The 24,271-nt window shown below is 72.3% G+C and carries 14 protein-coding genes; 8 read left to right on the top strand and 6 right to left on the bottom strand.

Annotated elements, in window-relative coordinates:
- Positions 1-58 precede the first annotated feature (58 nt).
- Positions 59-955, bottom strand: coding sequence for a DMT family transporter (locus ABEG18_RS25830; protein ID WP_406855890.1), 897 nt, complete (start codon positions 953-955; stop codon positions 59-61).
- Between the two features lie 339 nt (positions 956-1,294).
- Here ABEG18_RS25830 and ybaK point away from each other — a divergent pair, with 339 nt between their 5' ends.
- The 8 genes from ybaK (at position 1,295) to trxA (ending at position 15,583) form a co-directional block, all read left to right on the top strand.
- Positions 1,295-1,765 (top strand): Cys-tRNA(Pro) deacylase, encoded by a 471-nt coding sequence (gene ybaK, locus ABEG18_RS25835; protein WP_406855891.1) that lies wholly within the window; start codon positions 1,295-1,297, stop codon positions 1,763-1,765.
- Between the two features lie 106 nt (positions 1,766-1,871).
- A complete protein-coding gene (ahcY, locus tag ABEG18_RS25840) occupies positions 1,872-3,278 on the top strand; it encodes an adenosylhomocysteinase (RefSeq protein WP_406855892.1) in 1,407 nt (468 codons plus the stop codon).
- Between the two features lie 333 nt (positions 3,279-3,611).
- On the top strand, positions 3,612-6,146 hold the full coding sequence (locus tag ABEG18_RS25845) for a PAS-domain containing protein (protein WP_406855893.1): 2,535 nt from the start codon (positions 3,612-3,614) through the stop codon (positions 6,144-6,146).
- Between the two features lie 13 nt (positions 6,147-6,159).
- Positions 6,160-7,728 (top strand): tRNA (adenosine(37)-N6)-threonylcarbamoyltransferase complex ATPase subunit type 1 TsaE, encoded by a 1,569-nt coding sequence (tsaE, locus tag ABEG18_RS25850; RefSeq protein ID WP_406855894.1) that lies wholly within the window; start codon positions 6,160-6,162, stop codon positions 7,726-7,728.
- 38 nt (positions 7,729-7,766) lie between these two features.
- On the top strand, positions 7,767-8,504 hold the full coding sequence (locus tag ABEG18_RS25855; protein ID WP_406855895.1) for a nucleotidyltransferase family protein: 738 nt from the start codon (positions 7,767-7,769) through the stop codon (positions 8,502-8,504).
- Entirely contained in the window at positions 8,505-11,705 is a 3,201-nt protein-coding gene (gene addB, locus ABEG18_RS25860; protein WP_406855896.1) for a double-strand break repair protein AddB, read from the top strand.
- The gene (gene addA / locus ABEG18_RS25865) at positions 11,702-15,175 is read left to right on the top strand and encodes a double-strand break repair helicase AddA (RefSeq protein WP_406855897.1); all 3,474 of its coding nucleotides are present in this window, start codon (positions 11,702-11,704) and stop codon (positions 15,173-15,175) included. The genes addB and addA overlap by 4 nt, the downstream gene beginning before the upstream one ends.
- A gap of 90 nt (positions 15,176-15,265) precedes the next feature.
- Positions 15,266-15,583, top strand: a complete 318-nt coding sequence (trxA, locus tag ABEG18_RS25870; RefSeq protein ID WP_406855898.1) for a thioredoxin — start codon at positions 15,266-15,268, stop codon at positions 15,581-15,583.
- 69 nt (positions 15,584-15,652) lie between these two features.
- Here trxA and ABEG18_RS25875 read toward each other — a convergent pair whose 3' ends face one another.
- From ABEG18_RS25875 to ABEG18_RS25895, 5 genes are read right to left on the bottom strand one after another with little or no spacing between them, the layout of a single operon-like run.
- A complete protein-coding gene (locus ABEG18_RS25875) occupies positions 15,653-17,557 on the bottom strand; it encodes a response regulator (protein WP_406855899.1) in 1,905 nt (634 codons plus the stop codon).
- Positions 17,554-19,296, bottom strand: a complete 1,743-nt coding sequence (locus tag ABEG18_RS25880) for an ATP-binding protein (protein ID WP_406855900.1) — start codon at positions 19,294-19,296, stop codon at positions 17,554-17,556. The genes ABEG18_RS25875 and ABEG18_RS25880 overlap by 4 nt, the downstream gene beginning before the upstream one ends.
- Entirely contained in the window at positions 19,296-20,324 is a 1,029-nt protein-coding gene (cheB, locus tag ABEG18_RS25885; protein ID WP_406858714.1) for a chemotaxis-specific protein-glutamate methyltransferase CheB, read from the bottom strand. The genes ABEG18_RS25880 and cheB overlap by 1 nt, the downstream gene beginning before the upstream one ends.
- Positions 20,325-20,353: 29 nt before the next feature.
- A complete protein-coding gene (locus tag ABEG18_RS25890; protein WP_406855901.1) occupies positions 20,354-22,582 on the bottom strand; it encodes a response regulator in 2,229 nt (742 codons plus the stop codon).
- 12 nt (positions 22,583-22,594) lie between these two features.
- Positions 22,595-24,268: a methyl-accepting chemotaxis protein gene (locus ABEG18_RS25895; protein ID WP_406855902.1), complete on the bottom strand. Its 1,674-nt coding sequence runs from the start codon at positions 24,266-24,268 to the stop codon at positions 22,595-22,597.
- Positions 24,269-24,271: the final 3 nt, after the last annotated feature.

Raw genomic sequence — 24,271 nt, forward strand, 5'->3', positions numbered from 1 at the left:
GGGCCAAAGAACCGGCCCGCGGCGGCCCGCGAACGGACCCGTGTGTCCGATGGGCCACTCACGCGGCGGTCGCGGGCCTTCGGTTGACGAGCCAGATCCCCAGGCAGACGAGCCCGATCGCGCCGGCGAAGCCCGGCCGTAGCGGGTCGCCCAGGAAGGCCCAGCCGGCGGCCACGCCGAGCAGCGGCGTCAGGAAGGTGAAGGCGGAGAGCTGCGCGGCCGGATAGGTGGCGATCATCCAGAACCAGCACAGGTAACTGACGAAGCCGACCACCACGGTCTGGTAGGCCAGGGCGGCCACCACCGCCGGGGTGAGGCTGACCACGCCCGGCTCGCCGAGCAGCGGCGACAGCGGCGTCAGCGCCACGCCGGAGACGAAGAGCTGGAAGAAGAGCGTGCGGGTGGCGCTGATGGAGGCGAGCCGCGTGCTCTTGATCACCAGGGTTGTCAGGCCCCACAGCACGGCCGCCCCGAAGCACAGGGCGTCGCCCGCCAGGGCGCGCCAGTCCGGCGAGGCGAGCCCGTCCCCGAAGGCCAGGACCACCCCCGCGAAGGCGGCGAAGAGCCCGACGAGCTGCCAACCCACCAGCCGCTCCTGGGGAAACAGCCAGTGCGCGCCCGCCGCCACCGTGAACGGCGCCGTATAGAGAAAGACGATGCCGCGTGACGCCGTCGTCCAGGCGATGCCCTGGTAGAGCAGCAGGAACTCCAGCGCGAAGAGGGCGCCCACGACGAGGCCGGGCTTCCAGGCGCCGTCGTCGCCGATGATCCGGATCCCCCGGCTCCAGGCCCAGCCGCCGAGCAGGATGGCGGACCCGCAGGAGCGAAGGCCCGCCTGCATGACCGGGCTGACGCCCTCCAGGGCGATCTTGGCGGTGACCTGCTGGACGCCCCACAGGGCGCAGAGCGCCGTCAGCAGCGCCATGGCCTTCCGGTCGATGTGGTCGCGTCGCATGCGGGTTCCGTCTCGGCGCAGCGCGGGCCTGCGCTCCCCCCTAGGGTTAGCGCAGACGCGGCCCCGGCGTCACGATCGGGAAAGCGCGCCCGGCATGCGCGGCGCGCGCTTCGGCGGGAGCGCGCCCGAAAAAAGAAAGGGCCGCACGAGGCGGCCCAAGTCCAGGGAGGAAGCGCCCGCGAACGGACGCGGCGAGTGAACGCCGATGCTCAGAATAAGGTTCAGGCCGGTCCGCAAACAATTCGTACAAACCGCATCCGGGTTTCGCCGTACCGCTTACGCCTGGACGCGCCAGGGCCTAGAGATGTGCGGTCCCGTCCCGATCCGCCCGGCCCGCGCATGTCCAACCGAACGCCCGCCACCGCCGCCCTCGACAGGCTCGGCGTGGCCTACGATCTGCACCGCTACGACTACGACCCTGAGGCGCCGCAGATCGGCCTGCACGCGGCCGAGAGCCTGGGCGTGGATCCCGGCTGCGTGCTCAAGACCCTGATGGCGCTGGTCGACGGCAAGCCCGTCTGCGTGGTGGTTCCTTCCGACCGGGAGGTCAGCATGAAGCGCCTCGCCGCGGCGGCGGGCGGAAAGTCCGCCCAGATGATGAAACCGGCGGACGCCGAGAGGTCGACCGGATACCGGGTCGGCGGCATCAGCCCGTTCGGCCAGAGAAAGGCGGTCCGGACCTTCGTCGACGCCGGCGGCCTCGGCCAGGCCCGCGTCTTCGTCAATGGCGGACAGCGCGGCCTGCAGGTCCGTCTCGCCCCGGGCGATCTTGTGCGGGCGCTGGACGCCGCGGTCGAGCCGCTGTGCTGACGCGCACGGACGTATAAAGATTTCTTTATATCTTTATTGCCGCCTTGACGCGTCGCTGCTATAGAGCACGCCACAGTTTCATCGCCACCAACCGGGGCCGAGAGCCATGACTCACCACTTCAATGACTACCGCATCGCCGATATCGGTCTCGCCGACTGGGGCCGCAAGGAGATCGCGATCGCCGAGACCGAGATGCCCGGCCTGATGAAGACGCGCGCCGAATACGGCCCGTCGCAGCCGCTCAAGGGCGCCCGGATCGCCGGGTCGCTGCACATGACCATCCAGACCGCGGTGCTGATCGAGACCCTCCAGGCGCTGGGCGCCGACGTGCGCTGGGCGTCGTGCAACATCTACTCGACCCAGGACCACGCCGCCGCCGCCATCGCCGCCAAGGGCACGCCGGTCTTCGCCATCAAGGGCGAGAGCCTCGAGGACTACTGGGACTACACCCACAACATCTTCGACTGGTCGGACGGCGGCACGCCCAACATGATCCTGGACGACGGCGGCGACGCCACGCTGCTGATCCATCTCGGCATCCGGGCCGAGAACGGCGATGTGGCCTTCCTGGACGGCGCGACCAACGAGGAGGAGGAAGTCCTCTTCGCGGCCATCAAGAAGCGCCTCAAGAGCCACCCCGGCTGGTACGCGCGCAACGGCCAGGCCATCAAGGGCGTCACCGAAGAGACCACCACGGGCGTGCATCGCCTCTACCAGATGCAGAAGGAGGGCAAGCTCCTCTTCCCGGCCATCAACGTCAACGACAGCGTCACCAAGTCGAAGTTCGACAACCTGTATGGCTGCCGCGAGTCGCTGGTGGACGGCATCCGCCGCGGCACCGACGTCATGATGGCCGGCAAGGTCGCCATGGTGGCGGGCTTCGGCGACGTGGGCAAAGGCTCGGCCGCCTCGCTGCGCAACGCCGGCTGCCGCGTGATGGTGTCGGAGGTCGACCCGATCTGCGCCCTGCAGGCCGCCATGGAGGGCTACGAGGTCGTCACCATGGAGGACGCCGCCCCGCGCGCCGACATCTTCGTGACCGCCACCGGCAATGTCGACGTGATCACGGTGGACCACATGCGGGCCATGAAGGACCGCGCCATCGTGTGCAACATCGGCCACTTCGACAGCGAGATCCAGATCGGCGGTCTGCGCAACCAGAAGTGGCACAACGTCAAGCCGCAGGTCGACGAGGTCGAGTTCGCGGACGGCAAGCGCATCATCGTGCTGTCCGAGGGCCGCCTGGTGAATCTCGGCAACGCCACGGGCCATCCGTCCTTCGTGATGTCGGCGTCGTTCACCAACCAGACGCTCGCCCAGATCGAACTCTGGACCAAGCAGGGCGAGTACGAGCGCAAGGTCTACACGCTGCCCAAGCACCTCGACGAGAAGGTCGCGGCGCTGCATCTGGACAAGATCGGCGTGCGGCTGACGAAGCTCTCCGACAAGCAGGCCAGCTATCTCGGCCTGCCCCAGCAGGGACCGTTCAAGCCGGACCATTATCGCTACTGACCGGTTCTTCAGCCGCAGCGCTGAAGTTTTCCGCACCGAAACCGCGACCCGGCCGCAACACGGCCGGGTTGTTTCGTTTCGGGGCGCCGAAAGTGACCGTCAAGGCGACGTTAACCACTTCCGGGCGGAGTCGAGGCGAGTCTATTGTGAGCTTGATTCGGCGGACCGGACGAAGACGGACGCGTGGGCTGGGGGCGGCCCGAGCAATCGATCGACCAGGGCGCGAGCGGCGCGTGCCTGGGTGGGTGGGGCGGCTTCCGGGCCCGTCGATCCGATGCGCATCGCGCAGCGGCTCGTGGGCCTGTCGGCGCGAATGTCAGAGGATGGGCGAGGATGGCCGATGGACGGCAGGAGCACGGAATCCGTCGTGACCGCCGAAGATCGTCGCGCACGCTGCTCGTCCACATCCGCAGGCTGACGGCTTCGACCGCGCTGGCGGGCGGCACGCTGGCGCTCGCCGGCGGGGCGGCTCCGGCCGCGACGTTTCTGGACACTCTCCTGAACCTTCCCCAGCGCGTCGACCCGCATGGCGCGGTCGGCCTGGCGGTCTTCATGGGGCTGGTGGTCTTCGCCACCACGACGGCCCTGATCCATCTCACGCAATGGCGGCGCTGGCACGAGCGGGAAGCGGCCATCGCGGCCGAGAACGGCGAACTGCGCGCCCGCAACGACAGGGCCGACATCCTGCTGGCGGCCGAGCCGCAGCTCGTCATCGCCTGGGGCGGACATTCGGGCGAGCCCGTCATCGAGGGCGACCTTGCGGTGATCGGCGAGACCCTCGCGGCCCGCCGGGTGCTGGGCTTCGGCTCCTGGCTGCCCTCCGCCCAGGCGCAGGCGATCGAAACGGCCGTGGACCGCCTCAAGAAGCGCGGCGAAGGCTTCCGCATGACGGTGCGCAGCACGGCGGGGCGCATCCTGGAGGCCGAGGGCAGGCCCGTGATGGGCCGCGCCGTCCTGCGCATCCGGGAGGTCTCGGGCGACAGGCTGGAGCTTTTGCATCTGCGCGAGCGGATCCAGCAGGCCACCGCCGACGTGCAGAGCTTCCAGGCCCTGCTCGACGCGATTCCGCAGCCGCTGTGGCGGCGCGACGCGGAGGGCAAGCTCGCCTGGGTGAACCAGGCCTACGCCCGCGCCGTCGAGGCGCCCGACGCGGCGGAGGCCATCTCGGCCGGCGTCGAGCTCCTCGACAAGCAGGCGCGCGACGAGGCTCTGCGGGCGCGGATGCGCATGGGCCAGTTCGACGGCCAGTGCGCGGCGGTCTCGGCCGGACAGCGCCGGATCTTCCAGGTTCTCGACGTCACCGCCGCCGACGGCTCCGTCGGCATGGCCACGGACGTGTCGGATCGCGAGGCCCTGCGGCTCGAACTGGCGCGCCTGAACGACAACCACGCAGTCACGCTCGACCAGCTGCCGACCGCCGTGGCGGTGTTCGACAACCTCAAGCGGCTGAAATTCTGCAACGCCGCCTATCGCGACCTGTGGCAGCTCGACGCCGCCTATCTGGACAGCCATCCCACCGACGGCGAGATCCTCGACCGCCTGCGCAACGAGCGGCGCCTGCCCGAGCAGGCCGACTACCGCGGCTGGAAGAAGGCCCTGCTGGAGGCCTACCGCGCCGTCGAGCCGCGCGAGACGTCCTGGTACCTGCCCGACGGGCGCACCCTGCGGGTGGTCACCAACCCCAACCCGGACGGCGGCGTCACCTATCTGTTCGACGACGTCACCGAGCGCTTCCAGCTCAAGACCCAGTTCAACGCCCTGCTGCGGGTGCAGGGCGAGACGCTCGACACCCTCAAGGAGGGCGTCGCCGTGTTCGGAACGGACGGGCGCCTCAAGCTCCACAATCCGGCTTTCGCCAGCCTTTGGCGGCTGTCCAACAGCCTGATCGCCGATCGCCCCCACATCGACGCCATCGTGGCGCAGGCGCGCGAGCAGCACCCGGACGACGACGCCTGGAACGCCATCCGGGGCGCGGTCGCCGGCCTCAGCGAGATGCGGCAGGGCTTCTCCATGCGCATGGAGCGCCGCGACGGAACGGTGCTGGATTGCGCCGCCGCGCCGCTGCCCGACGGCGCCACGCTGATCACCTTCGTGGATGTCACCGCCACCGTGAACGTCGAGCGGGCCCTGACCGAGCGCAACGACGCCCTGGAGAAGGCCGGCCAGCTGCGCGAGAGCTTCGTCCACCACGTGTCCTACGAGCTGCGCTCGCCGCTCACCAACGTGATCGGGTTCACCCAGCTCCTCGCGGACGGGACCGTGGGGCCCCTCAACGAGCGCCAGAAGGAATATGCCGGGCACATCATGCGCTCGTCGGCGGCCCTGATGGCCATCATCGACGACATCCTCGATCTCGCCACCGTCGACACCGGCGAGATGGCGCTGACGCTCGGCCAGGTCGACATTCGCGAGACGATCGACGCGGCGGTCGCCGGCGTGCAGGACCGCATCGCCGAGCTGAAGCTGAACCTCGTGCTGGACGTCCCGAACTCGATCGGCGGCATGGTGGCGGACGGCAAGCGCGTCCGGCAGGTGCTGTTCAACCTGCTCTCGAATGCGGTCGGCTTCTCCCGTGAGGGCCAGACCGTGACCTTGACGGCCGAACGCCGGGACGCCGAGATCGTGTTCCGCGTCCGCGACGAGGGCCGGGGCATCCCGCCTGAACTGCTCGACCGGGTTTTCGACCGATTCGAGAGTCATTCTGGCGGATCGCGCCATCGCGGCGTCGGCCTGGGCCTGTCGATCGTGCGCTCCTTCGTGGAGCTGCATGGCGGAAAGGTCAGCATCGCATCGAAGACGGACCGGGGGACGGTCGTGACCTGCGTGTTCCCCCTGAATGGTGTTCCCGCGCGCGCCGCGGCGGAGTGAGGAGGCCCGCGTCATGGTCGACGACCCTGGACGCTCGTCGTTGCCCGAGGCGCGATGGATCATCGACCTGCCGGACGAGGCCGCCACCGCGCGGCTGGCGCGCGAGCTTGCGCCCATCATGCAATCGGGCGACCTCGTCACCCTGTCGGGCGACCTCGGCGCGGGCAAGACGACCTTCGCGCGCGCCCTGATCCGGGAGCTGACCGGCGATCCCGCCCTGGAGGCGCCGAGCCCGACCTTCACGCTGATGCAGAGCTATGCGGGGCCGCGCTTCGCCATCGTGCACGCCGATCTCTACCGCATCGGCGGCGCGGACGAGCTGGCCGAGCTCGGCTGGGAGGAGGCGGCCGAGGATTCGCTCGTGCTGGTGGAGTGGCCCGAGCGGGCCGGCTTCCTGCTGACGACCGAGCGGCTCGACGTCGCCCTCAGCCTCGACGCCTCGGCGGGCGATACGCGCCGCCGCGCCGTGCTGACCGGGCTCGGCGCCTGGGCCGCCCGCATCGAGCGGGCGCACGCCACCCATGACCTTCTGGCGCAGGCCGGCTGGGCCAGCGCCCGCCGCGAGCACCTGCAGGGCGACGCCTCGACCCGCGCCTATGAGCGGCTCACCTTGGGCGACCAGCGCGCCATCCTGATGATCTCGCCGCGCCGGCCGGACGGCCCGCCGGTGCGCATGGGCAAGCCCTACAGCGCCATCGCCCGTCTGGCCGAGAGCGTGCACCCCTTCGTCGCCCTGGCGGACGGGCTTCGCCACGAAGGGCTGAGCGCGCCGGCGATCCTGGCCGCGAATCTCGACGTCGGCCTGCTGCTGATCGAGGACTTCGGCGACGAGCCTGTCGTCGACCGGAACGGCCCCATCCCGGAGCGCTACGCCGAGGCCGCGGCGGTGCTGGCGACGCTGCATGGCCGCGAGCTGCCGACGACGCTGCCCATCCTCGACGACGCGAACTACGCCATTCCGCCCTTCGACGTCGACGCCTATCTGATCGAGGTCGAGCTGGTGCTCGACTGGTACGTGCCGCACGTGCTGGGCAGCGAGGTCTCGGGCTCGGTCCGCAGCCATTTCGTCCGCCTGTGGCGCGAGGCGCTCGAGCCGATCGTGGCCTCGCCCGCGACCTGGACGCTGCGCGACTATCACTCCCCTAACCTGATCTGGCTGCCGCGCCGCGAGGGCGTGCAGCGCGTCGGGCTGCTGGACTTCCAGGACGCCCTCCTGGGGCATCCGGCCTATGACTGCGTCTCGCTCATGCAGGACGCGCGGGTGGACGTGTCCGAGGAGCTCGAGCTGAAGCTCGTCAGCCACTACGCGCGGCTGCGCCGGTCGGCGGACCCGGCCTTCGACATGGGGGACTTCGCCCGCGCCTACGCGGTGCTGGGCGCGCAGCGGGCGACCAAGATCCTCGGCATCTTCGCCCGGCTCGACCGGCGCGACGGCAAGCCCCAGTATCTGCGGCACCTGCCGCGGATCGAGCGCTATATCCGGCGCGATCTCTCCCATCCGGTATTGTCGGACCTGAAGGTCTGGTATGAGACGAATCTGCCGTCGCTCTTCGCGGCGCACGGGCAGGAGGCGTCGGCCTGAGCCGCCCTCCGCTCCCCCAGACCGGAACCCCTCGGCTCATGCCCTCCGCAACCCATCCGTCCCGTCCTGACCACGCCATGGTGCTCGCCGCGGGGCTCGGCACCCGCATGCGGCCGATCACCGACGCCATCCCCAAGCCCCTGGTGCGGGTGGCCGGCAAGACGCTGATCGACCACATCCTCGATCCCCTGGCCGAGGCCGGGGTGACGACCGCCGTCGTCAACGTGCATTACCGGGCCGACCAGATGGAGGCGCATCTGCGTGGCCGCAGCGCGCCCCGGATCGTGATCTCCGACGAGCGGGCCGAGCTTCTGGATTCCGGGGGCGGCGTGAAGAAGGCGCTGCCGCATCTGGGTCGGCGGCCCTTTTACGTGCTCAACGCCGATTCGTTCTGGATCGACGGCCCGCGGCCGAACCTCGCCCGGCTCGGCGACGCCTTCGACCCCGCCCGCATGGACATCCTGATGCTGGTCGCCGCCACCGCGACCTCGACGGGCTATGACGGCGTCGGCGACTTCGCCATGACGCCCGAGGGACGCCTCGTCCGCCGGGCCGAGCGGCAGGTCGCCCCCTTCGTGTATGCGGGCGTGCTGGCGCTCTCGCCCGCGCTGTTCGACGGCGCGCCGGACGGGCCCTTCTCGCTGAACCGCCTCTTCGACCGCGCCGCCGAGCGCGAGCGCCTCTACGGCCTGCGCCTCGACGGCCTGTGGCTGCATGTCGGGACCCCGGAGGCGATCGCGATGGCCGAGGAACAGATCCTGGAAAGCGCCCGCTGAATGCGCGGGGCCGCCGCCCGCCTGTTCACGATCTCGCCGGGGTCGCCCTTCCTGGCGACGCTCGCGGACGCGCTCTTGGGCGGGCGCGTCATTCCCGGCTGGCCCGATCTCTCCGACCCGCTGCAGCTCTCGCAGGCGACTGTGTTCCTGCCCACCCGCCGCGCCGCGCGGGCGCTCGCGACCCTGCTGGCGCAGCGCATGGAGGCGGGCGCGGTTCTGCTGCCCCGCATCGTGCCGCTCGGCGACGTCGACGACGCCGAGGAGGCCAGCCTGTTCGCGGCGATCGGCGGCGCGGGCGCGGACGCGTTCTCCGCCCAGGATGCGCTGGCCGCGCATGACGCGGCGGCGCTGCCGCCCGAGGCTCTCGACGCGCAGCGGCGGCTCGAGCTCGCCAACCTGATCCTCGCCTGGGCGCGCGGGGTGGGCGCCGCCATGATGAAGCTGGGCGATTCCGAGCCTCTGCTCGTGCCCTCGTCCCCGGCCGACGCGCTCGGGCTGGCGGGCGACCTCGGCGCCCTCATCGACACCCTGGCGATCCACGGCAAGTCCGTCGACGACATCCACAGGCTGGTGCCGGACCGGTTCGACCCCTACTGGAAGATCACCCGCGACTTCCTGGCGATTGCGGCCGAGTTCTGGCCCCGGCGCGCCGCCGAACTGGGCGTCATGGACGCCTCCCTGCGCCGCCACACGATCCTGACCGGCGAGGCCGCGCGGCTGCTGCGCGAGCGGCCGGACGCGCCCATGATCGTGGCCGGCTCCACCGGCTCCATGCCGGCGACGGCGGCGCTGATCGGCGCGGTGGCGCGGCTGCCGCGCGGCGCCGTGGTGCTGCCCGGCCTCGACAAGCGCCTGGACGAGGCCTCGTGGACGACCATCCCGGAGCGCCACGACCTGTTCGGGACGGGCCATCCCGGCCACCCGCAGGCCCTGCTGTGCCGCCTGCTGGCGGATCTCGGCGTCGGCCGGGACGAGGTGGAGGAGCTGGGCCGCCCCGCGCCGGCGCTGGAGGCGCGCGAGCGCCTGCTCTCGGAGGCGCTGCGTCCGGCCGAGACCACGGACCTGTGGGCGCGCAAGACGGGCCGCCTCTCGGACGCCGTCGTCAGGTCCGCCCTGGCCGACCTGAGGGTGATCGAGGCGGCCGACGACCGCGAGGAGGCCCAGGCCATCGCGGTGGCCCTGCGCGAGGCGCTGGAGGACCCGGACGCCGCCGCGGCCCTGATCACGCCCGACCGCACCCTGGCCGAGCGCGTCTGCGCCGAGCTGAAGCGCTGGTCCATCGTCCTCGACGATTCCGCCGGCATGCCGCTGGGCCGCACCGCTCCGGGCGTGCTGGCCCGGCTGGCGGCCGAGGCCGCCGCGGAGGGTTTTGCGGCCGTCACCCTGCTGGCGCTGCTCGACCATCCCTTGTGTCGCCTCGGCCTCGCCCGAGCGACCGTGCTGCGCGGACGCGCCGCGCTGGAGATCGGCGTGCTGCGCGCGCCCGCGCTGCGGCCGGGCCTCGCCGAGCTGGCCGCCGCCGTCGACGCCGCCGAGGCGGCGACCCGTGATCTTAACCAGCGGCACGCCTGGCCGCGCAAGCGCCTGCGCGACGTCGACTGGGCCGCGGCGCGGGAGGTCGTCGCGGCGCTCGTCGCGGCCTTCGGACCCTTCGCCGCGCCGCGTCCGGGCCGCCTCGACCTCGTCGCGCTCGCGGCCGACCACGCGGCGGCCGTCGCCGCCGTCGCGACCGCCGGGCCGGACGAGGAGGCCGACGCCTTCGAGGGACCGGCGGGCGAGGAGCTCGCCGCGATGTTCGACGAGGCCACGCTCGCCCTGACCAGCGGCGTCGAGGGCCGCATGGCGGACTACCCGGCCTTCTTCTCCGGCCTGATGGCGGGGCGCGTGGCCCGCCGTCCCGACGGCGGCCACCCAAGGCTGAAGATCTGGGGCCTGCTCGAGGCGCGCCTGCTCTCCGCCGATCTCGTGGTGCTGGGCGGGCTCGACGAGAAGACCTGGCCGCCCGAGGCCCGCACCGACGCCTTCCTGAACCGGCCGATGCGTCGCGACCTCGGATTGCCGTCGCCGGAGCGCCGGGTGGGCCAGACGACGCACGACTTCGTCCAGGCGCTCGGCGCCCGCAAGGTCGTGGTCACGCGCGCCCTGAAGCGTGGCGGCGACCCCACGGTGCGCTCGCGCTTCCTGCAGCGCATGCAGGCGGTTGCCGGCCAGGACGCCTGGAGCCGCTGCGAGGAGGGCGGCCGGCGCCTGCTCGCCCTTGCGCGCTCGCTCGACCGGCCCGAGGCGGTGTCGCCGGCGCGGCGGCCCAGGCCCATTCCGCCGGCGGACAGGACCCCGGCCCGGCTCAGCGTCACCGAGATCGAGACGCTGGTGCGCGACCCCTACGCCATCTACGCCAAGCATGTCCTGCGCCTCGAGCCGCTGGACGACATCGCCGGCGAGCCCTCCGCGGCCATCAAGGGCGTGCTGGTCCATGAGGTCGTGGGCCGCTTCGGCAAGGCCCATCCGACGGCGCTGCCGGCCGACCCCGCGGCCGAGCTCGTGGCTCTCGGCCGCGAGGCCTTCCAGAACAGCCCGGAGCTGCGCGACCGCCTGGACGTCGTGGCCTTCTGGTGGCCGCGCTTCGTCCGCATGGCGGCCTATGTGGCCGAATGGGAGAAGCAGCGCCGCCAGCCCGGCATGGCGGTGCTGGCCGAGATCGACGCGAGGCTCGTCATCCCGATGCCGGACGGGTCGGACTTCGTGCTGTCCTGCCGGGCCGACCGCATCGAGCTGCTCCCGGACGGGGGCTTCGCGGTGGTGGATTTCAAGACCGGCGCGACTCCCGGCGTGAAGGAGGTGCGGGTCGGCTTCAGCCCGCAGCTCACGCTGGAGGCCGCCATGGCCAAGCTCGGCGCCTTCGCGGGCGCTCCGGCCGGGCTGCGCGCGCGGGAGCTGACCTATGTGAAGCTGTCCGGGGCGGCGGAGCCCGGCTTCGAGCGGCGGATCCCCGACGCCCGCAACCCGATCGACGTCGACGAGCTGGCGCTCGACCACCTGGCGCGGCTCACGCAGGCCATCGCCGAGCACCGCGCCGGGGAGCGGGCCTATGTGTCGCGGCCCTATCCCAAATTCGCCAAGGCCTACGCGCCCTACGACCATCTCGCCCGGGTGAAGGAGTGGTCGCTGGCGGGCGACGACGGCGACGAGGGCGGCGCATGAGCGAGGGCCTCGTCATCCCCGAGATCACCCGGCTGTCGCAGCTGGAGGCGTCCGACCCCAAGGTCTCGGCCTGGGTGTCCGCCAATGCGGGGGCGGGCAAGACCTATGTGCTGTCGCAGCGGATCATCCGGCTCCTGCTGGAGGACATCGACCCCGGCCGCATCCTGGCCCTGACCTTCACCAAGGCGGCGGCCGCCAACATGGCCAACCGCGTCTTCGCCATCCTGGCCTCCTGGGTGACGCTGGACGACGCCGAGCTGTCCGCCGCCATCGAGACGCTGGACGGCCAGCGGCCGGATGGTGCGCGGCTGTCGCGCGCGCGCCGGCTGTTCGCCCGGGCGGTGGAGACGCCGGGCGGGCTGAAGGTCCAGACCATCCACGCCTTCTGCGAGCGCGTGCTGCACCTCTTCCCGTTCGAGGCCAATGTGGCGGCCCGGTTCGAGGTGCTGGACGACGCCGCCGCCGCCGAGATGATGGGAGCCGCCCGGACGCATGTGCTGACGCGCGCCGTCCGGGACGGCGATCCGGACCTGTCGCAGGCGCTGGCGCTCGTCAACGAGGTCGCCGGCGAGGACGGCTTCGTCAAGCTGATGGCGGAGGCCCTGAAGCTCGGCCCGGTGCTGGAGCGCTTCGGGCGGGGGCGCGAAGGCCTTGCGGCCTTGGCCGGTCGGCTCGCCGAGGCGCTGGGGCTGGCGCCGGGCGAGACGATCTCCGACGTCGAGCGCCTCATCGTCGAGGGCGGCTTCGCGCCGGCCGAATGGCCGGGCGTGATCGCCGCGCTGGAGGCCTTCGGCAAGACCGAGCAGGACCGGGCCGACGCGCTGCGGCGCGCCGCGCAGTCCGCCGGCGCCGAGCGGGTCGAGGCCTATCTGGCGGCGTTCCTGAAGAAGACCGACCAGGAGCCTTTCTCCGACGCCAAGTTCCTCACCAAGGGGTTCGGCGCGGCGCACCCGGCGCTGGCGGAGCGGCTGCGGGCGGAGCGGGGCCGCGTGCATGCGCTACTCGACCGGAGGCGGGCGGCGGAGGCCGTCGCCCGCACGCACGCCCTGCTGGTGCTCGCGGACGGCGTGCTGGCCCATTACGCGGGGCAGAAGAGCCAGCGCGGCGCGCTGGACTTCGACGACCTGATCGCCCGCACGCTGGCGCTGTTCCAGCGCAGCGAGGCGGCCTGGGTGCTCTACAAGCTCGACCAGGGGATCGACCACATCCTGGTCGACGAGGCGCAGGACACCAGCGACCCGCAGTGGCGGATCCTGACGCAGCTCACCGAGGACTTCTTCTCCGGCGCCGGCCAGACCGACCGGATCCGCACCATGTTCGCGGTGGGCGATCCCAAGCAGTCGATCTTCTCCTTCCAGGGGGCGTCGCCGGAGGCCTTCGACCGCGCCCGCAAGCATTTCGCCGACCATATCCGCGCCCTGGAGGCCGAGGCGCCGGCGCGCTGGACGTGGCGGGAGCGCCCGCTCACGCTGTCCTTCCGGTCGACGCCCGACGTGCTGCGGGCGGTCGACGACGTCTTCTCCATCGAGCCGCATTTCGCCGGCCTCAACCGGGGCGATGCGGTCAGGACCGTGCACGAGAGCGCCCGGCCGCAGGCGCCCGGGCTGCTGGAGATCTGGGATCCCGAGACGCCGACCGTCACCGTTGAGCCGGACGCCTGGGCGAAGCCGCTGGACGAGCCCGACGCGGGGTCGCCCAGCGTGCGCCTGGCGCGGCGGATCGCCCGCCTCGTCCGGCGCTGGTCCACCGTCGGCGACGAGGCGGGGCGGCTGATCTCGCCGGGCGACGTGCTGATCCTGGTGCGCAGCCGCAACGCCTTCTTCCAGGCCGTGATCCGCGCCCTGAAGGACGCCGACGTGCCGGTGGCGGGCGCCGACCGGCTGGCCCTCACCAGCCATATCGCCGTCATGGACCTCGTGGCGCTGGGCCGGGCCTGCCTGCTGCCGGCTGACGACCTGACGCTCGCGACGGTGCTGAAATCGCCCCTGTTCGGCCTCGACGAGGACGCCCTCTACGACCTCGCGGCGGACCGCCAAGGGAGCCTGTCGGCTGCGCTGGAGCGGGCGATCGATCCGCGCTTCGCGCCGGCGCGCGAGCGGCTCGACCGCTGGCGCAGGCTGGCGGCCACGACGGGCCCGTTCGGGTTCTACGCCGCCGTGCTGGGGCCGGACGGCGGCCGCCGGGCCATGCTGTCCCGGCTCGGTCCCGAGGCCGGCGACGCCGTGGACGAGTTCCTGCGCCTCGCGCTGGACCACGAGCATCGCGAGACGCCCTCGCTCGGGCTCTTCCTCAGCGTCATGTCGGCCGCCGACCTGACGGTGAAGCGCGACATGGAGGCCGGGCGCGGCGAGGTCCGCGTCATGACGGTGCACGGCGCCAAGGGCCTGGAGGCCCCGATCGTGTTCATGGCCGACACCTGCTCGGCCCCGAACGGCCATCACGACCACCCCATCCTGGCGACGCCCTACCGGGACGGCGCCAAGGAGCTGAACCTGCCGGTCTGGTCGCCGAGCCAGAAATGCGATTCGCGGGTGATCCGCGCCAGCCGCCAGCGCGCCCGCGACGCCGCCCGGGACGAGTATCACCGGCTTCTCTACGTGGCGATGACGCGCGCCCGCGACCGCCTCTATGTCTGCGGCTTCGAGGGCGCCAACGGCCGCGGCGACCGCTGCTGGTACGACATGATCCGCGCCACGCTGGAGCCCCTGATGGAGACCCGCCCGGCCGAGGGCGAGCCGGGCCAGGTGTTGCGGCGCCAGGCGCGGCCGTTCCCGCGCCAGGAGGCGTCCGCCGGCCTTGCGCCCGCGGCCGAGCCGCCCCCGCCCGCATGGCTGGCTGCGCCTGCTCCGGCCGAGACGGCGGCCCGGCCGCCGCTGCGCCCGTCGAGCGCCATCGAGGCGGCCGACGCCTCGCCGGCCAGGGCCGGCGCCGGCGCGCGGGGCCGCGACGCGCGTGTCGCCGGTCGGATCGTGCACACGCTGCTGGAGACCCTGCCGGGCGTCTCTCCGCCCCTGCGCCGCCTGGCGGCCGAGCGGCTCGCCGCGGCGCGCGCCGGCTCCATGGAGGCCGAGCGCCGCGACGCCCTGGTGCGCGACGTTCTGGCGGTGCTCGACCGTCCGGAGCTCGCCGCGCTGTTCGGCCCCCTCGGCAGGGCCGAGGCGCCCATCGCCGGATCGCTCCAGCTGAGGCCGGGCGAACCCGCGACGAGCGTCTCCGGACAGATCGACCGGCTGGCGGTCACGCCCGAGGCCGTCTGGGTGGCGGATTTCAAGACCGGCGCGCCCCCTGGGCCGCAAGAGGCGCCGCCCGAGACCTATGTGGCGCAGCTCGCCGTCTACCGGGCGCTCCTGGCCCGGCTCTATCCAGACCGGCCGGTCCGCTGCCTGCTGATCTGGACGGCGGGGCCGAGAGTGGACGAGATCGCGCCCGCCGCGCTGGACGCCGCGCTGGCGCGGATCAAGCCTGCGTGACGCATCCCTTGACGCTGGGGGTCGCGCTCCATAGCTTCCCCCACAACCGGGCCGGACTCCTCCGCGCCCACGATCATCCTGCGAGGCGCCATGACCGAGAAAGTCACCGATAGCAGCTTCGGAGCCGACGTGCTCCAGGCATCCCAGCCGGTCGTCGTCGACTTCTGGGCCGAGTGGTGCGGCCCCTGCCGCATGATCGCCCCGGCGCTCGAGGAGATCGCCAAGGAGATGGACGGCAAGGTCAAGATCGTGAAGCTGAACGTGGACGAGAACCCGAACGTCGCCGGCCAGTTCGGCATCCGGTCGATCCCCACGCTGCTGCTGTTCAAGGACGGCAAGATCGCGTCCCAGAAGGTCGGCGCCGACTCCAAGGGCGGCCTGACCAAGTGGATCCAGTCGGCCATCTGATCATCCGATCCGCGACGAGCGTCCAAGCCCCGGCCTCGCGGTCCGGGGCTTTTTCGCGTCCTGGCGCGATCACTCGGCGGCCGGACGGCCCCGGAGCAGTTTGTTGACCGCCTGGTTCAGGTCCTCCAGCTGGAAGGGCTTGTGGATCATGGCGAAGTCCACCTGGGCTCCGGACAGGTCCGCATAGCCGGTCACCAGCAGCACCGGGATCCGGGGGTAGTCGGCCCGCATCTGGTTGGCGAGCTCGATGCCGTTCATCTCCGGCATGGCGACGTCCGCGATGACCAGGCCCGGCGGCTCGGCTTGCCCGAGAATCCGCAGCGCCTCGGCGGCCGACACCGCCTCCCGCACCTCGAAGCCGAGCTCCTGCAGGAACTGCGCCGTCACCGAGCGAACGTCCCGGTCGTCGTCCACGATGAGGATCCGGGCGCCGCTTCGCGCCTGGGCTGGACCGTCCTCCACGGCGAGGTCGGGCTGCGGCTCCTCCGTGCTGCGCGGCAGATAGAGGTTCATCACCGTCCCGGCGCCCGGGGCGGTTTCGACGTCCACCAGCCCGCCTGACTGCTGCACGAGGCCATACACCATCGAGAGGCCGAGGCCGGTGCCCTTGCCGACCTCCTTGGTGGTGAAGAACGGCTCGAAGATGCGGGCCAGAACGTCGGGCGGAATGCCCGAGCCGGTGTCGCGCACGCTCAGGAGCACGTATTCGCCGGGCGTGAGCGACAGCTCGTCGCCATCGACGGCCACCACGTTGCGGGTGGAGAGCGTCAGCAGCCCGCCCTCCGGCATGGCGTCGCGGGCGTTGATGCACAGGTTGAGCACGGCGAGTTCGAGCTGCGCGGGATCGATCATCACCGACCATAGGTCGGGTTCGCAGTCCTTCTCGATCTGCACCATGCCGCCCAGCGTGCGCGACAGCAGGTCGCTCATCTCGGCCAGCACGACGTTGGGGTTGACCACGCGGGGCTCCAGCTCGCGCTGGCGGCTGAAGCTGAGGAGCCGATGCGTCAGGCTGGCGCCGCGCCGCGCCGCGTAGGCGGCGTTGGCCAGCAGGCGCGAGACCCGGGGATTGTCCTCGATCCGGCGCGCCGCCAGGTCGATGCTCCCCAGCACGGCGGTGAGCAGGTTGTTGAAGTCGTGCGCGACGCCGCCGGCCAGCGTCCCCAGCGCCTGCATCTTCTCCGCCTGGCGCAGGCGCGCGTCGAGCCTGCGCTGCTCGGTGACGTCGCGCTCGATGGCGGCGATGAAGTCGACCGAGCCGGTCGGGCCGATGATGGGCGTGCGGGTCACCACGCGCCAGCGCGAGCCCCCCTCGGCGGCGACCTCCTCGGTGACCTCGGCGGCGACGGCCGTGGCGGCCACCTCGCGTTCGGCGGCCGCGACGGCGGCGGCGCGCTCGGCGTCGACGAAGTCGTCCTCCCGCCGGCCGATGCAGTCGGTCGGGCTGGCTCCCAGCATCGCGGCCTTGCGGTCGTTCAGGCGCACGAAGCGGCCCTCGGCGTCCTTGAAGGCGATCGCGTCCGGGATGTTGTCGAGGAGCCCGCGCAGCAGCGCCCGCTCGGTCTGCAGCTCCAGCTTCAGGCGCCGGCGCTCGACCGCGCCCGCCACCATGCTGCGCAGCGCGTTCGGGTCCCAGGGCTTCGGCGCATAGCCGCTGATGCCGCCCTCGTTCACCGCCCCGACCACCGCCGGGAGATCGGCGTAGCCGGTGAGCAGGATGGCCTCGGCCTGGCTGAACGCACGGGCCTGCCGCAGGAAGGCGTGCCCCATCATGCCGGGCATCCGCTCGTCCGAGACGATGACGAGCACGTCCGGCCGGGCCCTGAGGGTCTCGAGCGCGTCGGCCGGCGAGGAGCTGGACAGGACCTCGTAGTCGGCCCCCAGCAGGTCGTCGAGGGCGACGAGGATGTCCGGTTCGTCGTCGACCACCAGGATGGTCCCGCGCCCGGCCGCGATGGCTTCGTGCATGCTCATGACCGGTTCCGCCTGGGTATCGTGATGGTGAAGAGCGCGCCCCCGTCCGGCCCCGAGCCGACCGTGAGGGAGCCCTGGTGGGCCTGGACGACGCTGAACGAGATCGCCAGCCCGAGGCCGGTGCCGGCGCCGACCGGCTTGGTCGTGAAGAACGGCTCGAAGATCCGCTCGCGCAGGTCCTCGGGTACGCCCGGGCCGCTGTCGAGGATCTCGATCGTGTAGGTCTCGCCGTCGCTGGCGGTGCGGATCTGGATGGTCCCGTGGCCGCCCATGGCGTCCGCGGCGTTGCCGACGATGTTCATGACGACCTGGTTGAGCAGGGCCGAGGAGCAGTAGAGCTCGCGGTCGCCCTCATAGCGCCGGATCACCTCGACGCCGCCCGCGAGCTTGTGGGCCAGGAGGGCCAGCACCGTCTCGATCGAGGCCGGCACGTCCACGGTCTGGAACTCGCCTTCGTCCAGGCGCGAAAATCGGCGCAGATTGGCCACGATGTCCTCGATGCGCTTCAGGCCGACCCGCATGGAGGTGACGCGCTGCTTGGCCTTTTCGATGGCCGGCGCCGCGCCGAACTCCGGCCCGAGCTCCTCGGAGGCCTGCCCGAGCAGCCGCTCCACGGTCGACTGGTGCGCCAGGATGAAGGCGAGCGGGTTGTTGATCTCATGCGCGATGCCGGCGACGAGCTCGCCCAGCGACGCCATCTTGGCGGCCTGGACCAGCTTGGCCTGCGCGTCCTTGAGCTGGGCGTTGGCGGCCTCGAGCTCGGCGTTGGCCTTCGACAGCGCCTCCGCCATCGAGGCGCGCGCCTGGGCCGCCAGCGTCTCGGCCCGAGCACGCTGGAGATCGAGCTGCTGCGCGCGCCACTCGCGCTCGATGCGGCGGTTCTCGTCGCGCACCAGCTTGCGGCGCACGAGGGCGCGGATCCGCACCACGAGCACGTCGGCGTCCACGTCGACGGCGACGACGTCGTCCGCGCCGCTGGCGAAGATGTCGGCGAGGCCGTCCCGGCGGGGGTCTGTCGCGCGCTGCACGGCGAAGATCGGGAAGCTCGGCCCGTCGGCGGCGCCGTCCAGGCCGGTGCGGACGGCGTCCACCGCCTTGCAGAGCGCGATGTCGGCCGCCGCGCCCTGGAACAGGCCGAGGATGACCCCGTCCAGCGGGACGCTTCGCCCGGCAAGGTCGCGCGCGCCCTCGGCGCCGGCCGCCGTCTCCACCGTGTAGCCTTCCGACGTGAGCAGGTCGCGCAGGAAGGCGAGCTCGCGCCCGCTCGGGTCGATGACCAGCAGCGTGGGACGGCGATACGCGCCGTGGTCGCGCGACGCCACGGCGGGGCCGGGCTCGGCCGCGGCGGGCGGCGTTTCCGAGCGGCGCAGCAGCGCCTTGATGCGCAGCGCCATGATGTCCTCGGCGACGGATTTCGGCACATAGGCGTCGGCGCCGCTCTCCAGGCCCTTGCGCTCGATGCCGTGCTCGCGCGCCTCCGTGAGCATCATCACCGGGATCGTGCGGGTGCGGACGTTCAGGCGGATCTGCCGCGCCAGCCCGTCGCCGTTCATGCCCGGCAGGTGGTAGTCGGCGATGACGAGGTCCGGCAGCGTGCCGTTGAGGCGGTCGAGCGCCTCCTCGGCGGTCGCCACCCAGTCGACCGCATAGCCCTGCCCCTCCAGACTGTGGCCGAATTTGAGGGCCTGCGTCCTGGAGTCCTCGACCAGCAGGATGGTGGGGCGCGCCGGCTCGGCCATCACGCGTCCCTCTCGACGAGGCGCAGCAGCCGCGGCGCGATCAGGTCCAGCGGCAGGCTGGCCCGCGAGCCGCCGAGCCGCATCGCGACCCCCGGCATGCCGTAGACGACCGCGGTGCTCTCGTCCTCGGTGATCGTGTAGGCCCCGGCCTTGCGCATCTCCACCAGGCCGCGCGCGCCATCCTCGCCCATGCCGGTCAGCAGCACGCCGATGGCCCGCGGACCCACCGCGGCGAGCGACTGGAACAGCGTGGTCGCCGACGGGCGCTGGCCGCCGACGGGCGGCTCGGCGCCGATCCGCAGGGCGCCGTCGCCGCCCAGGGCGAGATGGCGGTCGCCCGGGGCGACGTAGACGGAGCCCGGCGCGGGCGTCTCGCCCGGCCGCGCGACCGCCACCGAGAGCGGCGTGAGGCCGTCGAGCCAGGACGCGAAGCCGGCCATGAAGGGCGCGCCCATGTGCTGGACCAGCAGGATGGGGACCGGAAACGACGCCGGCAGGGCGCCGAGGATCCGAGCCAGCGCCGGCGGACCGCCGGTTGACGCCGCGATCGCCATGATGGACGGGCGCTCCCGGACCGGCTCCTCGCCGGCGGCGGCCGGGCGGACGGGCGCCGCGCCGGCCGACAGGCGGCGGCGGATCACCGGCACCTGGCTCATGATGTAGAGCTGCGTGCAGATGTTCTCGGCCGCCGCCTCGTAGCCGGCGTTGGAGATCCCGACGGGCTTCTCCACCACCGAGAGCGCGCCCGCCCGCAGCGCGTTCATCGAGATCTTGAGCGCGGCGTCCTCGACGCTGGCCGCGATGACGACGATCGGGGTAGGCGTCTCGCTCATGATGCGGCGCGTCGCCTCGATCCCGTCCATGCCGGGCAGGCGGATGTCCATCGAGATGACGTCCGGGCGGACGCGGTGGATCTCGCGCAGCGCGTCCTCGGCGGACTCGACGACGGCGGCGAGCTCGAGCCGCGGGTCGCGCGCGATGATATGCGCCAGGAGGCGGCTCACCACCGGCGAATCCTCGACGATCATGACCCGGACGGGGAGCTTCGCCGCGCCGATCACAACAGCTGTCCTATGGTGGCGAGCAGCTCGCGCTGGTCGAAATTCTGCTTGGTGATGTAGGCGCGCGCGCCCAGCTCCAGGCCCTTGCGGACGTCCTCCTGGCTGGCCCGCGACGTCATCAGGATGACCGGGACGTCGGCCAGGCCCGGATCGTTGCGGATCGCCTGCAGCAGGCCGAAGCCGTCCATGCGCGGCATCTCGACGTCGGCGACGACGAGGTCGACCAGCGCCTCGCCCGAGCGCAGCCGGGACAGCGCGTCAAGCCCGTCGACGCTGAGCAGGACCCGGTAGCCCTGGGCCTCCAGGATGCTCTTCTCCAGCGTGCGGGTGGTGATCGAATCGTCCACCACCAGGATCGTGGCCGGGGCGCGCTCGGCGGGCGCGTGCAGGTCCGCCAGCCCGAAGCGCCCGCCCGAGACGGAGGCCTGGTCGCGCAGCCACTGGTCGACGATGGCTTCCGGGTCGAGCGCCAGCGCCGGGCGGTCGCCGTCCAGCAGCACCGCGCCGGACACGAACGAGGCGTCGCGTCCCTGCATCGGGGCCGCGCCCACCACCACCGTCTGAACGTCCAGGAACATGTCCACCGCCACCGCGCACCGTCTTTCGCCCCGCCGCAGCAGGATCGCCTTGATGTGGCCGGCCTCGACCGGCAACGGGGTCTCCGCAGCGTCGATCAGGGCGGAGAGGGCGACCACCGGCACGGTAATGTCCTGACCCCCCGTCCGGATCCGGGCGGCCGGCCGGCCTTCGACGCTCTGGAGCGAGGCGACGGGCAGGCGCAGCAGCGTCTCGACCGCATGCGTGGGCAGGCCGACGTCGCGCGCTCCGACGCGCGCCAGCAGCAAGGTCTGGCGCGTGGCCAGCAGCGGCGCCGAGATCGTGACCTCCGCCCCCCGTGGCCGGCCGGGCCGCAGCATCACGTGGCCGTGCAGGCGCCGCGCCGCCTCGGCGACGACCGAGAGCCCCATGCCCCGGCCCGCTATGCGGTCGACCTGCGGGGCGGTGGAGAATTGCGGCTCGAAGACGAGCGACAGGAGATGGTCGGCCGGCGGCGCGGGCTGGTCGGCGGCGCGCCGCGGCAGCAGGCCGCGCTCGATCGCCACCTCCTCGATGCGGCGCAGGTCCGGCCCGCGGCCGTCGTCCCGGACGGTGACGATCAGCCGCCCGGCCTGGGACCGGAACGCCAGCGTCACCGACAGATGCGCCGGCCGGCCCGCGGCGACGCGGTCCTGCGCGGCTTCAGCGCCGTGGCTCAGGGCGTTGCGCAGCACGTGCATCACCGGGTCCTTGAGGGCCTGCAGCACGCGCCGGTCCGCCTGAAGGTCGAGGCCCGAGACCTGGACGTCCACGTCCCGGCCCTCGCTCCGGGCGAGGTCGCGCAGGATGCGTCCGAAGCCGCCGAAGATCGTGTCCACCGTCACCAGCGACAGCTGGTCGATGCGGTCCCGCACGCGGCGGGCCTGCTGGTCCACCGCCACGGCGGCGTTTCCGTGCAGCGTCCTGACGCCGAGGACCGACCGCGACAGCGCCTCCACGCGCCGCCCCGCCTCGCCCGCGCCCGACGGCCCGCGGCCGCGCGCGCCCCGGTTCGCCGCCAGGTCGCGGCGCAGGCCGGCGATCTCGGCCTCGATGCGCGGCAAGGCCTCGAGCGCCTTGTCGCCGGCCCGGATCCGGTCCGAGAGCCGGTGCATGGCGTCCGACAGCTCGTCGATCTGGACGGCGCTGACGCGCAGATATTCGACATTGCCCGGCTCCGGCCCCTCCGGAGCGGGAGGCCGCGGCGAGGCCTCGTCCCATTCGGGTTCGTCCCCGGCCGGCGGGCTGGCGGCGGCCGCCGGAGACGCGGCGCGCCCGGCCAGCAGGTCCTCCAGCGCCGCGAGCGCCGCGTCCGGGTAGCGCGGCGAGCCGCCCGCGGCCACCTCCGACGCAAAGGCCTCCACCGCATCGAGGCCGAGCTCGATCACCGAGACGCCGGCGCGGTCGAGCGCCATTTCGCCGTCCAGCGCGCGGCTGAAGGCGGTCTCCAGCCGGTGCGCGAGCTCCTCGATGGCGGGCAGGTCGACGGCCCGGGCCGCGCCCTTGAGGCTGTGGGCGCGCCGGAACGCGTCGCGAATGTCGCCGCCCTGCCCATGCTCGGACCGCGCGAGCTCACGGCGGATCGCCGCGAGGTGGTCGCGATATTCGGCGTCGAAGGCCGCCAGGAGCTGGGCGTGGAGGTCTGACACTGCGGCTGCGTCTCAGAACCGGTAGCGCTCGGCCAGTCCGAGCAGCTGCTGGGACAGGCTGCTGAGATTGGCCGCGGCGGAATCGAGCTGGCGCGTCCCGGCCGCGGTCTGCTGGCTGGCCTGGCGAATGTTCTGCAGGGCCCCCATCACCTGCTCGATGCCGAGCTGCTGCTGGTTGGTGGAGGCGACGATCTGCTGGAAAGTCTGCACGCTCTCCTGGACCCGCGCGGTGATCTCCTCGATGGTGCGTTGCGTGGTGTCCGTGCGCTCCTTGCCGGCGGCGACGCGCTTGACCGCCTCCTCGGTGAGCATCACGGACGAATTGATGCCGCGCTGGATGTCGCCCAGGATGGAGCGCACCTGGGCGGTCGCCTCCTTGGCCTGGTCGGCCAGCATCTTCATCTCGGCCGCCACGACAGCGAAGCGCTGCCCGCTCTCGCCCGCGCCCGCCGCCTCGATGGCGGCGTTGAGCGCCAGCAGATGCGAGCGCTCGGAGATGTCGTTCACCGTCGAGGTGATCTCCTCGATGGCCTGGGTCTTCTCGCTGAGCGCCACGATGTTCTCGGCCACGGCTTCCGCCTGGTCGCGGATGGAGTCCATCGCCCGGGCGGTCTCGTCGACGGCGCTGAGCCCGGCGTTGCTGGTCACCGCGGTGGCCTGCGCGGAGGCGATCACCTCCTGGGCGCGCTTGCCGATCTGCGCGCCCGCATGGGTGATTTCGTCCACGGTCGCGGCGGTCTCCTGCACGGCGGCGAGCTGCTCCTCGACGCTGGCGGCCTGCTCCTGCGTGGAGGCCCGGATCTCGGCGGCGGCGGCGTTGAGGTTCTCGGTCGCGTCCCGGCTCTGGCGCGAGAGCTGGCGCAGGCCTTCGACCATTCCGTTCAGGGTCGTCCCCAGCCGCGCGATCTCGAGCGGGCCGGTCGTGGCCGTCCGGCCGCTGAGGTCGCCCTCGCCGACGCGCTCGACGAAGGCCATGAAGGCGTGCAACGGCTGCGTGATCGAACGGCGGATCGCGAAGGCGATCAGCAATCCCAGCGCCGCCGCGATGGCGAGCGCCGCCATGATGGAGACGCGGCTCTCCTCGTAGACGCCGGCCACGCGCCGCTGCCCGGCCCCGATGGCGGCGTTCATGACGTCCTCGGAGGATCCCATCAGTCGGCCGAAATTGACCCGGCTGGTGGTGATCGCCTGGTCGGCCCCGGCGATCGCCGCCACGTCGTTGGCCTGGGCGGCGGCGATCTGCCTTTCGCTGGCCCCCTGGAGCTGGCGAAATTCCGCGCCGGCGTCGGCGAGGACGAGGGCGATGCGCCGCCACGCGTCGGCCCGCTCGGGATTGAGCGCCTGGTCCCGCCAGGTCTCGGCCGAGGATGTGGCCTGGGCCAGCGTGGATTCGGTGGTCGTCGTCTCGCGGCGCCAAGCCTGCAGCGCGTCCTCGCCGGCGGCGTCGCGCCCCAGCGCGCGCAGCAGCGAGCGGGTGACGATCGCCTCGCGGGCGTCCTGCGCCCTGTTGTGGCCGTCGCGAATGGACGCAAGCTGCCGCAGCATCGTGATGTTGCGGCTCACGATCGTTTCGTTGGCGTCCTTCACCTCGGAGATCTGGCTCAGCGAGTAGAGCGCGAGGGCCAGCATGAGGCCGAGCACGGCCAAGAACCCGAGCAGGATGCGGTTTGCGATCGAGACCGACACGTT

Origin of the sequence: Alsobacter sp. KACC 23698, assembly GCF_045348435.1 — a bacterium.
Taxonomy (GTDB): Bacteria; Pseudomonadota; Alphaproteobacteria; order Rhizobiales; family Beijerinckiaceae; genus Alsobacter.